The sequence below is a fragment of the Pseudocitrobacter sp. 73 genome (genome assembly GCF_008369545.1).
Classification (GTDB): Bacteria; Pseudomonadota; Gammaproteobacteria; order Enterobacterales; family Enterobacteriaceae; genus Pseudocitrobacter; species Pseudocitrobacter vendiensis.
In genome coordinates this window covers 71,628-87,119 of record NZ_VTZO01000012.1, presented here as the reverse complement: position 1 = coordinate 87,119, position 15,492 = coordinate 71,628, and the positions used below count along the sequence as shown (strand labels likewise).

The 15,492-nt window shown below is 57.8% G+C and carries 9 protein-coding genes; 1 reads left to right on the top strand and 8 read right to left on the bottom strand.

Annotated elements, in window-relative coordinates:
• Position 1: 1 nt before the first annotated feature.
• Positions 2-409: a DUF1398 family protein gene (locus tag F0Q32_RS14115; RefSeq protein WP_149463579.1), complete on the bottom strand. Its 408-nt coding sequence runs from the start codon at positions 407-409 to the stop codon at positions 2-4.
• A gap of 860 nt (positions 410-1,269) precedes the next feature.
• On the opposite strand from F0Q32_RS14115, the gene F0Q32_RS14110 reads away from it, so the two are divergent.
• The gene (locus F0Q32_RS14110) at positions 1,270-6,930 is read left to right on the top strand and encodes an autotransporter outer membrane beta-barrel domain-containing protein (RefSeq protein ID WP_149463578.1); all 5,661 of its coding nucleotides are present in this window, start codon (positions 1,270-1,272) and stop codon (positions 6,928-6,930) included.
• Between the two features lie 200 nt (positions 6,931-7,130).
• Here the strand turns inward: F0Q32_RS14110 and F0Q32_RS14105 are convergent, their stop codons facing one another.
• From F0Q32_RS14105 to pqqU, 7 genes are all read right to left on the bottom strand, one after another.
• Positions 7,131-7,910 (bottom strand): heme ABC transporter ATP-binding protein, encoded by a 780-nt coding sequence (locus F0Q32_RS14105; protein WP_149463577.1) that lies wholly within the window; start codon positions 7,908-7,910, stop codon positions 7,131-7,133.
• Complete coding sequence (locus F0Q32_RS14100; RefSeq protein ID WP_149463576.1) at positions 7,903-8,895, bottom strand: iron ABC transporter permease; 993 nt, start codon at positions 8,893-8,895, stop codon at positions 7,903-7,905. The genes F0Q32_RS14105 and F0Q32_RS14100 overlap by 8 nt, the downstream gene beginning before the upstream one ends.
• The gene (locus F0Q32_RS14095; protein WP_149463575.1) at positions 8,895-9,716 is read right to left on the bottom strand and encodes a hemin ABC transporter substrate-binding protein; all 822 of its coding nucleotides are present in this window, start codon (positions 9,714-9,716) and stop codon (positions 8,895-8,897) included. Before F0Q32_RS14095 ends, F0Q32_RS14100 begins: the two co-directional genes overlap by 1 nt.
• Entirely contained in the window at positions 9,713-10,741 is a 1,029-nt protein-coding gene (chuS, locus tag F0Q32_RS14090) for a hematinate-forming heme oxygenase ChuS (RefSeq protein ID WP_149463574.1), read from the bottom strand. The genes F0Q32_RS14095 and chuS overlap by 4 nt, the downstream gene beginning before the upstream one ends.
• A 46-nt stretch (positions 10,742-10,787) precedes the next feature.
• Positions 10,788-12,770 (bottom strand): TonB-dependent hemoglobin/transferrin/lactoferrin family receptor, encoded by a 1,983-nt coding sequence (locus F0Q32_RS14085; protein WP_149463573.1) that lies wholly within the window; start codon positions 12,768-12,770, stop codon positions 10,788-10,790.
• Between the two features lie 76 nt (positions 12,771-12,846).
• Positions 12,847-13,026, bottom strand: coding sequence for a hemin uptake protein HemP (gene hemP, locus F0Q32_RS14080; RefSeq protein ID WP_149463572.1), 180 nt, complete (start codon positions 13,024-13,026; stop codon positions 12,847-12,849).
• Positions 13,027-13,336: 310 nt separating this feature from the next.
• Entirely contained in the window at positions 13,337-15,472 is a 2,136-nt protein-coding gene (gene pqqU / locus F0Q32_RS14075; protein ID WP_149463571.1) for a TonB-dependent receptor PqqU, read from the bottom strand.
• Positions 15,473-15,492 lie beyond the last annotated feature (20 nt).

Genomic DNA, 15,492 nt, shown 5'->3' with positions numbered 1-15,492 from the left:
TTTACATTGTTGCTTCTTCGCAGGGAAGAACATTCTCGCAGTAAAGCAGAAGATTGTCCTTCGACCAGTAAAAACGCCTGTTTTCATTTAAATCCACAATCCATTTAAATACCCCCGCGTTCGCTAACTCTAAACAATACTGCTCATACGATGTTTTACCCGCGAAGTGTCTTTTCGCCGCCACGCGCGTTAAAAATTTACTGGCGTTGGCGCTTATTTTTATAATCCTTCGGCCTCCTTCAACGGAAACGTAATTATCGGAAGTTGTTATCACTTTAACGTTTCCTGTTGCTACAAAATAGATGTAGTAAGAAACGTTATTACGCCGGAGTTCTGTTGAAAAAGTAAGAAAATCTGACTTGCATCTGACCTGCTCGAAATACGATTTGAGCATCACCCTAAATTCCATCTTGCCCCTGCTTTAAGTTCGTAGTCTTAAGTGTTGTTTAAGTGTTGTGAGTTGTGAAATGATTGATCAGTCAACTAATTAGGATTCTTATAGTTAACGGCGTGCATCTTAAGTGCAATTTAAAGATGGGAATAGCATTTCATTTGTTACTGAATATTGCTAAAAACCCAGGAAAGACGTGCTCTGGCGGTAAGCGTGAGATGGCAAGATTGCGCAAAGTTTCATGCTTTCTGCGCAAACAAATATTTTATTCGAAAGCGAATGTTTCGATGATTCGAAGCTGGCATAAAAGATACTCATTCTCATGGCTAATCAATTACTGGTCATTAATTCGCCGTATTTGGCAATTTGTGCTGTGGGTGAATGTTGTGAAAATAGCATTTTTAGGTGTGTAAATCCTAAATGTGCATTTAAATTTCTGAGTGCAAATTGTAGCGATGAATGTGCTGAAAGCGGCGCTTGATTTTTATAAAAGGTAGGGATAAGAATTTTTCTTCTAAATGGTTTCTTAATGTTATTAATTCAATGTTTGCTTCGTTGTGGCGATGTTGACAGCTTTTTTTGACGATGTGAAACTGGGGCGTCATTTTTATTAACAGGTTAAGTAAGTCGCCGCCTTCTGAGGGGGGGCGTATTGAGCTGAAATAAAAATATCACCTGTCTGGAATGAGTCTTAATACTCGTTCTTTCTTATTATCTTATTTTGATGTGGCGAATTTATAAGATAAATAAGTAAAAGGAATGAATGCATTGCACTGAAATATAACGCTTTTAAGCGTTTACGGCTTCTGCTCGCCTGTCAAAAGGTTAGCCGACTGCTGGTATTGTCTGTGAGAGCACCAAAACAAGGAGTAATAATAATGAATAAGATCTACCGCGTTGTCTGGAATTGCACCTTACGTGTTTATCAGGTTTGCTCGGAGCATACTCGTCGACTGGGTAAAACCGCGTCTGTTCAGCAAGCAGTAACGGTTTCACCCGGATACGCTGCGCTGAGCGTTAAATCTTTTCGTCCTCTGCCACTGCTGGTCATGCTGGCGCTATCCGGCACCGTGCAGGCTGAAGTTCTCACTATCGATAATGGCGATAGTCGTACCTATAGCAATGCGCTGACGGTTGAGGGCGTCGTTGTTGGGAATCAAACTAACGGAACACTGATAATCACTGACGGCGGCAGTATAACCAGTTCGTCGAGAGCATCGGTTATCGGCGCGTATGCAACTGGCGTCGGTACTGCCACCGTACAGGGCTCGGGGATCTGGAATCTGGTCCTGGCCAGGCTCTCAATTGGTGATAGCGGTACCGGCACATTGAATGTACTGAGTGGCGGAACAGTCACCGCAGGTGATACCGACCTGGGTTATCGCACTGGCGGGAACGGAACGTTGCTCGTTGATGGAGCGGGCTCCACCCTTAGCACTGCCGGTATGTATGTTGGTCGGTCTGGCAATGGTGCCATGACGATCCGTAATGAAGGGCGTGTTACCACGACTGAAGATACCATTATTGCCTCTGGTACTGGCGTTGTGGGGGCGGTTGAGGTGTCGAATAATGGTCGTTGGGATCTTATTAACAAGACGGGGCAGTTGCCGAATTTGAATATCGGTTATCACGGTACCGGCACCTTAGACATTAATTCGAACGGCAGCGTGACAACCGGCGTCATGACGCTCGGAAGCTTTGAGGATGGCAAGGGGTGCGCCACCGTATCGGGGAGTGGATCAGTACTCACAACCACCTCCTTGCGCGTCAGTGATTATGGCGAGGGTGAACTGACTATTTCCGATTTCGGCGTTGTCTACAGCAATGGCAACAGCACTATTGCCCGCAGTGCAACGGGAACGGGCACCGTGACGGTATCTACCGGCGGTGAGTGGGAAGTGCTTAATGGCCAGCAGTTATTGGTGGGGCAATCGGGATCCGGGACGCTCAACATTAACAGCGCAGGGAAGGTCATCGCGGGAGATACCTTCATTGGCTCGCGTGCCGACTCGCAGGGCATCGTTACCGTTGACGGCGAAGAATCGAAAATGACCACCGCCGAACTGGTTGTTGCCGATTCTGGAACAGGTAACCTGTCGATCTCCAACCTTGCCGTCGTGCAGAGCACCGGCGCAAGCGCGATCGGGCTTAATGGCGATTCTGTCGGCGTAGTCAGTGTCACAGAGAACGGTCAGTGGAATCTGACCAATAATAGCGGTAGCGCGCAAACGCTGGTCGTCGGCACTGGCGGAAATGGTACGCTGAACATTGCCAGCGGCGGTAAAGTGGATGCCGGAGACGTCTCGCTGGCGCGCTGGGAAATGGCCACGGGGGGAGTGGACGTCAAAGGCGAAGGCTCCCAACTCAATACCGCTGAAATCATCATCGCCGAGAGAGGCGCTGGAACCCTCAATATCAGCGATGCCGCTGAAGTGAACACGTCCTCGACGGCGACCATTGGCGATGTGGGGGACAGTGTCGGCGTAGTGAACGTGGGCACCAAAGGCCAATGGAATGTTGTCTCGGCGGGTAACAGCCCGCAAACCCTGATGATAGGTGACTGGGGGAACGGCACGCTCAATATTGCGAGCGAAGGTACGGTTACCGCAGGCGGTACCACGGTGGGGGTCAATAACACCGGGGTCGGCCTGTTGAATGTGAACGGCGCGGGAGCGGTGATGAACTCTGCTGCTTTACGTGTGGGCCATGCGGGGCAGGGAACCCTGAATATCACCGATGCAGGTGTCGTTAATACCGCTTCTACCGGGCAGGTCGCCACCTATTTTGATGGCACTGGCACGGTCAACGTGAATACCAACGGACAGTGGAACGTCGCGAGTAACTTACAGGTAGGCGTAACGGGCAACGGTACGCTGAATATTGCCTCGGGTGGCCAGGTTAACGGCGAAGATGCGATTAGCGTCGGGACTAACGATCGTGCTTTGGGCCGCGTGAACGTGGATGGAGAAGGTTCACTGCTGCGAGGCACCACCATCGATATCGGCGCACACGGCGATGGCGCAGTGACGCTCAGCAATGAAGGCACGCTGGCGTTGACGAATGGAAGCGTCTTGCTGGGTTTTGCTGAGGGAAGCACTGGCTCGCTCAATATCGGCGCGGCGCACGATGATATCGCGGCGGTAGCCGGGCATCTTATTGGCGCCGACAGCGTGGCATTCGGTGCGGGCAATGGTTCGCTGGTCTTTAATCATACCGATGATTCTGCAACGGGCTATGCCTTTAATCCGTTGATCTCAGGCGAGAGTGGCGCGGTCATTCAGGACGCGGGTCACACCGTCCTTACCGCCGAAAATACCTACGGCGGGCGCACGGAGGTGAACGGCGGCACGCTTACCGTGGCCTCGCACTCCAGCACCGGCAACACCGGGCTGGGCAGCAGCGCGGTGAATATTGCTGATGCGGGTACGCTCTCGGTGACGGGAGCCAGTGAGGCTTCTGGCGGCTATGCCCTGAGCAACGCGCTGACCGGTAACGGCTTGCTGCAGGTTAATCTCGCCAGCGCGGATAACGCCTTCAGCTTTACCGACACCACCGGCAGCGCCTTTACCGGTACGGCAGAGCTTAAAAACAGCATCTTCGATCTTTCCGGCGACAATACTCTGACGCTGGCTCAGGCGACGCTGAAGCTGGATGCGGGCAACACCACCACCGTTGGCGACGGCGCACAACAGATTGGCGGTCTGCATCTCAACGGCGGCAAACTGATTTTCAACACCGAGATACCCGCCAATACCCTGGCGCAGGGCGCGATTCAGACCGGCACGCTGACGGCGGATACGGGCACGGTGCAGGTAACCGTCGCCAGTCCGTGGAACGATCCGGGTGCGATGAACCCGGACACCACGCTGAACTTGCTGGAGCAGGATGACACGGACATAAGCGTACAGCTGGTGCAGGCGCAGGAGGTCACCGGCTCGGGCGGCGCGCTGACCCTGACCGACCAGAACGGTGACGCGGTGGCAGAAAATGAACGCGTCGCCATTGCGCAGAACGGCACGGTAGTGGCGGACGGGGATTACGGTTTCCGCCTGACCACCGCGCCGGGTGATGGTTTGTATGTCAACTACGGCCTGAAGGCGCTGGATATCCACGCCGGGCAAACGCTGGTGCTGGCAGAGCACGCCGGGGCGCAGGGGGCGGCGGCAGATATGTCGGCCGCTATCTCCGGCGAGGGAAATCTTGGCATCAATACCGCCGGGCTGGTGTCCCTGTCGAACGCGAGTAACCGCTACAGCGGCGAAACGCAGGTGCAGGCGGGTACACTGCGCACCGATGCGGACGGCGCGCTGGGCAACACCTCGGCGCTGGTTATCAGTGACGGTGCTATTGCCGACCTGAACGGTACCACGCAGACGGCGGGCAGGCTGAGCGGAGAAACAGGCTCCACGCTGGCGCTCAACGGCGGTAGCCTGACGCTGCAGAACGGCGGCACCAGCCAGGGCAGCCTGACCGGGGCGGGCAATCTCGGCGTGGCGGGCGGCGTGCTGACGATTGACGGGGCGAACGTGGGTCTGAGTGCCACCACCACCATCGAAAGCGCAGCGGAAGTGGTGCTGAACGATGCGCAGGGCGCGGGCAGCGGCAACGTGACTGATGACGGCACCCTGACGCTGAACGGCGTCACCGGGGAGCTGCTCAACAGCCTGAGCGGCGCGGGCATTGTTGACGTGGCGCAGGCCTCGGCTGTGGCGGTTTCCGGCGACAACCAGGGGTTCAGCGGGCAGTTCCGTATCGATGGGAACAGCGCCATGACGATCACGGACGCGGCGAACCTCGGTACGGCGAGCGTGACGGACAACGGCCTGCTGACGGTGGCTACCGACAGCGACTGGACGCTGAGCCATACGGTCTCCGGCAGCGGCAACCTGAACAAACAGGGCAGCGGCACGCTGACGTTAACGGCGGATTCGGCGGGGTACACCGGCACCACGGACATCACCGGCGGCGGGCTGGCGCTCGGCGCGGATGCAGATGGCGCAGTGGCGATGGCGAGCCAGCAGGTGAATATCCACGACGGGGCGATGCTCTCAGGCTTTGGCAGCACGGCGGGGGATATGGATATCCGTCAGGGCGGTACGCTGGCGGTGGCGAATACCACGGTGGGCGGCAATCTGCATAACAGCGGCACGGTGCTGATGAACCAGCCGGGCGCACAGCCGGGCAACCAGCTGGTGGTGAACGGCAACTACACGGGCAATAACGGCCTGATGGCCTTCAATACCGAGCTGGGCGATGACCAGTCGGCCACCGATAAGCTGATGGTGAAGGGCGATACGGCGGGAAATACCCGCGTGCAGGTGAATAATGTCGGCGGCCTTGGGGCGCAGACGACCAACGGTATTGAACTGGTGAACGTGGGCGGTAATTCGGCGGGTAACTTCGCCCTGACCACCGGCACAGTGGAAGCGGGCGCGTGGGTGTATACGCTGGCGAAAGGGCAGGGCGATAACGCCGCAAACTGGTATCTGACCAGTAAGTGGAGCGGCATCACGCCGGTACAGCCGCCGATTGTGGACCCGACCGGGCCATCGGTACTGCGACCGGAAGCGGGGAGCTACATCAGCAACCTGGCGACGGCCAACAGCTTCTTCACGCACCGTCTGCACGACCGTCTGGGCGAGCCGCAGTACACGGAAGGGCTGCATGACGAGGACAGCTTCGCGGGCAGCCTGTGGATGCGTCACGTCGGCGGGCATGAGCGTTCGCAGGCGGGCGATGGCCAGCTGAAAACGCAGAGCAACCGCTACGTGTTACAGGTGGGCGGCGAAGTGGCGCAGTGGAGCACCAGCGGGCAGGACCGTTTCCACCTGGGCGTGATGGGCGGCTACGCCAACGCGCACAGTAACACCCGCAGCGACCGGGCGGGCTATGACTCTGACGGACGCGTCAGCGGCTACAGCGCCGGGGTGTATGGCACGTGGTACCAGAACGAAGCCGACCGCAGCGGGGCGTACGTGGACAGCTGGCTGCTGTACAGCTGGTTCGACAACAGCGTGGAAGCGGATGACCGCGAGCGCGACGACTACCGGTCGAAGGGGCTGACGGCCTCACTGGAAGCGGGCTATACGCTGAAGGCGGGCGAGTTCAGCGGCAGCGCGGGCACGCTGAACAGCTGGTACGTGCAGCCGCAGGCGCAGGTGACATGGATGGGCGTGAAGGATGATGCGCACACCCGTCATGACGGCACGCGCATCCGCAGCGAGGGCGACGGTAATGTGCAGACGCGTCTGGGCGTGAAGACCTTCCTCAACAGCCATCACAAGCAGGATGAAGGGAAAGGTCGCGAGTTCCAGCCGTACATGGAAGCGAACTGGATTTACAACAGTGAAACCTACGGCGTGCGGATGGACGGGGTACGCGTCAGCCGCGACGGCTCGCGCAACCTGGGCGAAGTGCGCACGGGTGTGGAAGGGAAGCTGAGTCAAAACCTGAGCGTGTGGGGCAACGTGGGCGTGCAGATGGGCGACAAGGGCTACAGCGACACCCAGGGGATGCTGGGGGTGAAATACGGCTGGTAAGGCCTTAACACCGTTGCAAATCGGTCCCCTCTCCCACAGGGAGAGGGAGAAAACCGGCGCAGGACTTAACATTGTGCACAATCAGTCCCCTCTCCCTGGAGGGAGAGGGTTAGGGTGAGGGGGAAATGCGCGCGCTGATGCCCTCACCCCGGCCCTCTCCCACAGGGAGAGGGAGAAAACCGCAGCGCCTCCCGGCAATATCACCGCGCTAAAAACACCTGCGGCGCACCGCAGTCGGGATGCGTCCGTACCTGCACCTCGGCGCCGTACCAGCGCGCCAGCGTCTCTGCCTGTAACACCACATCAGGCGTGCCCTGCGAAACAATCATTCCGTCATATAGCAGCACAATTCTGTCTGCCCACAGCGCGGCAAGGTTTAAATCATGCAGCACCACGCACACGTGTAGCTCCCCTTGACGGGTCAGCCGTTTTAGCAACCGCAGCAGATGCTGTTGATGGAACAGATCCAACGCAGAGGTGGGCTCATCTAAAAATAACCAGCCGCGCGGCGAACCCTCACACCATAGCTGTGCGAGCGCGCGCGCCAGTTGTACACGTTGCTGTTCACCGCCAGACAGCGAGGCATAACGCCGTCCCGCCAGCGGCAGACATTCGGTTAGCTGCATCACCTGCTGAATCACGGCGTTTTCCGGCTGCGATGTCCACGGCATGCGTCCCATGCCAATCACCGCTTCAACCGGCCAGTCGAAGCCCATCTGCGTCTGCTGAAGCATCACCGCGCGCAGGCGGGATAGCGTGTTGGCCTCCCAGCTTTCCAGCGTTTTCCCCGCCAGCCAGCGCTCGCCGCCAGCAGGCGCAAGATAACCGGTCAGTAAGCGCAGCAGCGTCGATTTTCCCGCGCCGTTGGGGCCGATGAGCGCCAACAGTTCACCACGTTCGAGGCTGAGTGACACATCACGGATGATCAACCGGTTTGCCACGCGGTAGTGGAGATTTTTTATGCTCAGTGAATCAGCCATGTTGCCCTCCGCGACGGAAAATCAGCCATAAAAACCACGGTGCGCCAAGAATGCTGGTCAGCAGGCCGACCGGCATCTCCGCAGGCGCCACCAGCGTGCGGGCAAACGTATCGGCGATTAGCAGCAGTAAAGCGCCCGCGAGAACCGAACCGGGGATAACAGCACGGTGATCGGCACCCAGCCACATGCGGATTAAGTGCGGCACCACCAGGCCGATAAAGCCAATCACACCGCTCACCGCGACGGCAGCGGCGACCAGCAGGGCGCTGCATACCAGCAACAGTCGTTGAACCGATTGCACGTCCACGCCGAGATAGTGTGTCTCTTCCTCACCGAGCTGGAGCAAGTTCAGCGCAGCGGCGAGACGCCAGATAACAAACACGGTGGGCACCATCAGGGAGGCAACGGTCAGCAGCGTTGACCACTGTGCCTGCCCCAGGCTGCCCATCCCCCACAGGGAAAGTTGGCGCAGTTGCGCATCGTTGCTCACCCACGACAGCACGCCCACCGCCGCGCCGCACAGGGCGTTAATGGCGATGCCGACTAACAACAAGCGCGACAGCGAACTGTCCCGCTGGCGGCTAAGCAGGAAGATAACCACCGTTGCCGCCAGCGCGCCGAAAAAGGCCGCTAACATGGGGGCGTAAAGCATGATCAGCGGCGGCAGCGTCAGCGGTAATACCACCCACAACGCCACCGCCAGCGCCGCGCCGCTACTGATACCGAGCAGGCCCGGATCGGCCAGCGGATTGCGGAATAGCCCCTGCATCACGCAGCCCGCCAGCGACAGCGAGCCGCCCACCACCAGCGCCAGCAGTACGCGCGGCAGGCGAATGGTGAACCAGATTTGCCGCAACGCGTCATCGCTGTTATTCCACAGCAGACTAAGCGGCAGGCGCAACGCGCCAAAACCGCTTGCTGCCAGCGTCCCCACCGTCAGCAGCAGCGCAAGCGTAATGAGGGCGAAGGTGATCCGCCGGGGCATCAGGGCAGCGACTCCGCTTTAGAACGCAACTGCTGAATCGCCTGCGGCGTACGCACGCTAAATCCGAGCAGCGCCATATCATCTACCGCCAGAAGCTGTTTGTGCTTCCCGGCGGGCGTTTGCGCCAGCCCCGGCAACTTCCACAGATTCGCTTCGCCGCCCATCGCTGCTAAACCGTCGGCGGGGATCACCACCAGATCGGCCTGGCTTGCGATCACGCCTTCCTGCGACAGTGGCTGATAGCGGGCAAAGCCCTGCATCGCATTCGTTAACCCGGCAGCGCGAATGGCCGCATCTGCCGCCGTCTGCTGCCCGGCGGCCATTGCGTTCATGCCGCCATGGTTGAGAATAAACAGCACTTTTTTATCGAGCGGCGTGGTGGGCAGCGTGGCAATAGCCTGACGCACGCTATTGCGCAGCGTTTCGCCTTCGGCTTCCTGGTGTGTGGCGCGAGCGATGACCTGCACTTTCTCATCAATCACGCTGAGATCGTTACGGCTCGGCACGCTGATCACCAGCACCTTATTCTGCTCCAACTGTTTGAGCACCAGAGACGGTTGCGCCTGCTGGCTGGCGAGTACCTGCGTTGGGCGCATCGCCAGAATACCTTCTGCATTGAGCTGGCGCAGATAACCCACATCCGGCAGTTTGACCGCCTCCGGCGGCCATTGGCTGGTGCTGTCACGCGCGACAAGCGAAGACTGCGCCCCGAGTGCGTAAACAATCTCGGTCACGTCGCCGCCCAGGGCGACGATCTTCTCCTGCGGAGCTGCCAGCGCCGCGACGGGCAGGGCGACCAGCAGGGCGAGCCATTTTTTCATGCTGCCAGCCCTTCCGCCGTGAGGGCATCAATCTGTTTGCGCCACTGGGACTGTTCCGGCTGGCCTTCGGTACGCTGACCGTAAAGCTGGGCAATCTGCGTGCCGTCGTGGGCGAAAATTTCCAGGCTGGTGACGTGGCCGTCAGCGGTCGGTTTGCGGGTGACCCAGCTTTCGGCAATATGATCTTCCAGCAGATGCAGCGTGAACGCCGGGTTGAAAATGTTCAGCCAGCCTTTCATCGGCACCACTTTTTCCACCACGCCGGTGAAGATTTGCACGCAGCCACGGTTGCCGACAAACACCATAATTTCATTGGCGTCCTGACGCGCGTTATCGAGAATTTGTGCCAGCGCGCTGTTAGGCACTTTGCAGGCAAGATCGTCGCCGACCAGCGAAAATGCCTGCTGACGCGTCAGGTTGTGGCGCTTCAGCAGGGTGAAGAACTGATGCACATCGGTCATCGCACGCCATTCGCTATCAACGGTTGCGGCGTCGGCGTGGCTTTCGCTGGCGGCTTCTTCAGCAGGTTTCAGCACCAGGGTTGTATTGTCGCTAATGATAAAGCGCGCCAGCACATTGGCCCATGCGGTCATGTCGGTGCGCTCGGTGGCGTAGACTTTCAGTAGCGCATCGCCCTGATGGTCAAAGAACTGAATGCTCTGGCGTTCGCCGCGCGCGGTCATCTCTTTGATGTGGAAAACGCTGGCCCACTGGTGCAGGAACAGGCGCAGGTCAAGCGCGCGCGGATTGAGGATCAGCCCCGCATGGCCGCTCAGGTGCTGGTTAGTGAATTCGCCAACCTGCTCGTGCACCGCATATTCGTTACGGCAGATGCACTTGGTTTCGCCAACGGTTTCCAGCGTGGCAAGGATGTCGCGCACGTCGCTGGCAAGACGCACCGCGTCATGGCCCACACGGGCAAAGGTTAACTCTGCCTCGCTGATATTCATTAATGCTGCGATGTCACGCGCGTACTTACCTGGGTTTTGTTCTTTTAGCTCAAGCCAGCGTGTGTAGTGATTCATTGTCTCTTCCTTCCAGATGAAGCCCCGGCGAAGCGGGGCGATGTCGTTACCACTGATAACTTACGAAAATTTTCCCGTTGCGCCCGTCCTGCGGAATCCCCTGCGGCGACCAGTACTCTTTATCGAAGGCGTTACCCAGCACCAGGGTGGTGGTGACGCCTTTCAGCTGTTGCTGGCCTTCATAACTGACGTAGAAGTCGTTAACCGCATAGCCCGGCTGCTTGCTGTAGCTGCTGCTGACGTGGGTGGAGCGATCGGCAAACGTCCCAATCCAGCCGACCGAGAAGCCGCTGTGCGCCACCGGAATATTCAGCTTGCTGGTGACCGTGTCCGGGTTGATGCTGGAGATGTACTCCCCGGTGTCGGTATCTTTCCCGCGCGTGCGGTTGTAGGCCACGTCGAGGCTGAACAGCTCCGCGCTATATTTGGTCATCACGTCCCAGCCCCAGATTTTGGCGTTCGGCACGTTATAGGACATCGTCGTTGCTGCCGCGAAATCGACCGCCGTGGAGATGTAATCCTTCGCTTTGGTATCAAAGTAGCTGGCTTTGAATTCGAGGGAATCGTTGGCCAGCATCAGGTCGTCGAAGCGCAAACCAAAACCGTACTCCTGCGTTTCGTTTGTTTCCGGACGCAGGTTCGGGTTCGGTACCCAGTAGTTAGTGTAGAAGCTACCGATGGAGAAGTGCTTCGAGTCGTTGTACATCTCGCCCATTGTTGGCGCGCGGAAGGCCTGCGCGTAAGAGCCGAACAGCATCAGCCAGTCGGTTGGGTTAACGGTCATCCCGGCGCGGGAAGACCATTTATCGGCATCCACGTCGTCGTAACCGTCGCTGCTGCCGCGATAGTTGTCGTAACGCGTGCCGCCAAGCAGGGTGATGGGCAGATCGCGCAGGGTGATTTCATCCTGCAACCAGCCGGAGCTGAAATCGATTTTCGCTTCCGGGAAGCCGGTGGTGACGCCGCCCGGCTCCTGCTCCTGACGATAGTATTCACCGCCATAGGTCAGCAGGTGAGAGGCGAAAGCGTCGCTGAACAGGCGGCTGCGGTTTTCCACTTTGCCGCCTTTGGTGGTCTGCTTGCGGAATTCACCGGTGTTATCGATGTTTTGCGCGTTAATACGTGCTTCCGACCAGTAGATTCTGGCATCGGCGTTCAGCCAGTCATTGCCCTGCGGCGCGAGTTTGTAAGTGAGCTGCGCATCGCGCTGTATGGTTGAGCGATCAACCATCGGGTTGCTGCTGGTGGAGGCTTCGATGGTCTGCGGGTTTTTCGGTTCCTGCGCTTTGTTGTTGTAGTAGCGGAATGAGCCGCCCAACGTCTGCGCATCGTCGATTTTCCAGCTTCCTTTCGCCAGCATGTTATTGATCGACTCATCGTTTGGCGCCGTTGATCCATCGCCCTGACGCAGATCGCCACGATCGCGACTCGACCACGAGACGATGCCATCAAGCGTATCCGTGCGGCCAAAGGCGCTTGCGCCCATGCCGATGCTGTGATCGCCCGTCGCCCCGGTGCCAAAGACGCGGTATCCGCTGTTCTGGCCATTACGCAGCAGATCTTTCGCATCTACCGTATCGTATGAAATGACTCCGCCCAGCGCGCCGCTGCCATACAGCAGCGCTGACGGGCCGCGTACCACTTCGATACGCTTGATTAACGCCGGGTCAAGGAAAGTGCTGTTGAGGTGGCCGGTATCGGTGCCCTGACGCACGCCATCCACCAGGATCAGCACGCCGCGACGATCGTAGCCGCGCATGTTGACGTCCTGACCGTTGGTGCGGCCTGTGCCGTCAAGCGTAATGCCCGGCACGGTGCGCAGCAGGTCAGCCGCGGAACTGGCGGTTTGATTTTCAGGTTCGGTGGTATCGATGACGCTGACCATCATGGGCGCTTCAAATGCGCTGCGGGCGTTACCGGTGGCGGTTACGGTCATGGTATCGGCGGCGAGGGCAGTACCGGGCAGAATGCCGGCGATGGTCAGGGCCAGCAGCGTCGGGCGCAGCGGGGCGGATTGCGGGCGTAGCATAACAACTCTCCATAAGGAAAATGAAAAATTGCTGGCTGCCTGGGCGTCACCTGGGTGGCTGGCGAAATAGGATGATTTATTTAGTCAGGATCAATTTGCCGGATTGCGTCTGGCGCAGTTGATAATGTTGGCCATTGTGCTCAATCAGCACCGACCCCTCATCGCCGAGCAACGCTTTACTGCTGATCAGACGCTTTTTAGGCGCAGGGGGGTGTGAAGCACTGTGCTCTGTTTGGTTTTCTGCTGTGTTAATCATACCAGGTGCTTCCGTTATGAAAATGATAACTAACTCGATAACGATAATCATTATCAATATGTATTGATTTGTATCAAGCTTTTTTTACGGAAATGAGAGGTTGGGAGGGGAAATGTGCGCGCTGATGCCCTCACCCCGGCCCTCTCCCACAGGGAGAGGGAGAAAACCAGCGCAGGACTTAACACCGTGCACAATCGGTCCCCTCTCCCTTGAGGGAGAGGGAGAAAACCGGCGCAGGATTTAACACTGTGCACAATCAGTCCCCTCTCCCTTGAGGGAGAGGGTTAGGGTGAGGGGGGAGAGCCCGCACCTACATCGCATCAAACATATAACTCACTGACAACCCTACGCCGTAATTGCGCCCCGGTGCCGGTTCGTAATAACGCCCGTTGCTTTCGTTGACGATAACCGAACCCACATACTCTTTATCAAACAGATTATCGACGCGAGTATACACATCCACCACCCAATTATCCGCCACGAACTTATAACCGCTGTTGAGTGCCGTCACCGTGTACGCCGGAGCCTGTTCAGTATTCGCGTCATTGGCCTGAATATCGCTCATATAGCGCATTTCCGCGCCTGCATACCAGCCTTCTTCCGGCACCCAACCCAGTGAAACGTAAGCGCTGTTGCGCGCAATACCCGGAATACGATTGCCGCTTTTAATGGTGCTGCTGGCATCTTCACGGTAGGTTGCATCAAGCCAGGTCCAGGCGAGTTTTGCACGCCACGCGGTGGCAAACTGCTGATCCCACGCCAGCTCTACGCCACGACGGCGCGTTTTCCCGGCATTCTGATAAGAGGTGCGCCCGTTATCGCTGGCGGCCACGACAATTTCATCCTTCGTATCCGTGTTAAAGACGGAAAGACTGGCAAGCCCGGCACCAACCTGCCACTTGCTGCCTGCTTCGACGGTGGTATTGGTTGCAGGTTGTAAGCCAAAGTTGAGCCCGGATTGTCCATCAGGGCGATACGACAATTCATTAATCGTCGGCGTTTCGAAGCCACGACCGGCGGAGAGATAAACGTTCCACGTCGGCGTCATGGCATACTTCAGCGCGGCCGCCGGAAGCCATTTGTGGTAGCTCGCTTCACCGCTGTCGTCGCCATTTTTACCCACCACATAATGGTCATTGGAATCAAACCATACCGAGCTGTAGCGTACTCCCGCATCCAGACTCAGGGCAGAGGTGAGCTGCCAGTTAGTCTGAATGTACGGGTCGAGGTTCCACATCAGGTTACGTTCATTGCGACGCATGTCGCCCTTCGTACCCAGATCGTAATGACCGTTCTGATAGACAAAGTTTTCATACCCTTTGCGCTGCTCGGTCATTGTCTCGTAGTCGAGGCCCGTAGTGATAGAGTAGGGCAGGAAGCCGCTCTCTTCGTGATGCGTCCAGCGGGTATCAATCCCCTGGTAGCGGCGGGTTAAATCAATCACGCCACCCGGATGCGTGTCGCTGCGTTGCTGCACAAAGTAAGGAATAGACTGGTACTGCACGGTTTCACGGATACCGGCCCAGGTCATCACGCTCAGGTCGTCGTGCTCGCCCAATCCTTGTTGATAGCGTAATCCGGCCTGCGTCTGCTTGACGGTTTTGCGCGTGCGGTACTGTTCGCCGCGCGGCGCTTGTGCCGGATTATCTTTCCACTCTTTGCGCGTTAAACCGCCCGGATCGTCCGCGGTGATATCCACGCTGTTGAGCTGCAATGTCAGGCTGCCGGTGTCATTGACCTTCACGCCCAGTTTGGCATTGAGCAGGTTTTTATGTGCGGCGCTGTTATCGCGAAAACCGTGTGTAGAAAACCGGCTGCTGGAGACGGTGTAATTCACGTCGCCTTTCTGCGTACCATCACCCACCGCACCCGTGGCTTTTAACCCGGTGCGCCAGGTACCGAAACTGCCGTAATAGTTGCTGCTTTCAATCGTCGTCGGCTGGCGGCCCGTTTCGGTTTCCACATTCACTACGCCGCCGGAGGCGTTGCCATACAGTGCGGAGAACGGACCGCGTAGCACGTCGATACGTTCAATCGAACCCATATCGATGTTGGAGAGTTGCCCCTGTCCGTCCGGCATGGTCGCCGGAATACCGTCCACGTAAAGCCTGAGTCCACGAATACCGAAGGTCGAGCGTGCGCCAAAGCCGCGAATCGACATCTGTAAATCTTGGGCGAAGTTCTGTCGGTTCTGAATTTGCAGGCCCGGCACATCGGCCAGCCCTTCTGAGAGGTTGATACGCGGTGCGGCGTGGCGGATATCGTCACCGTAATTGACGGAAACGGCAGCAGGCGTATCTAACGCGGAGAGGCCGGACTGGGCCGCTGCGCTGACGATCATGGTTTGTTCACCATCACCGGTTGTCGCGTCCTGCGCGTAAACGTATGAAACCGGAGACAGCACAAACGTAGCCGCCAGCCCGGAGAGGGGCAGAGTTAATTTCATCTGTGTGTTTTTTATAAGAA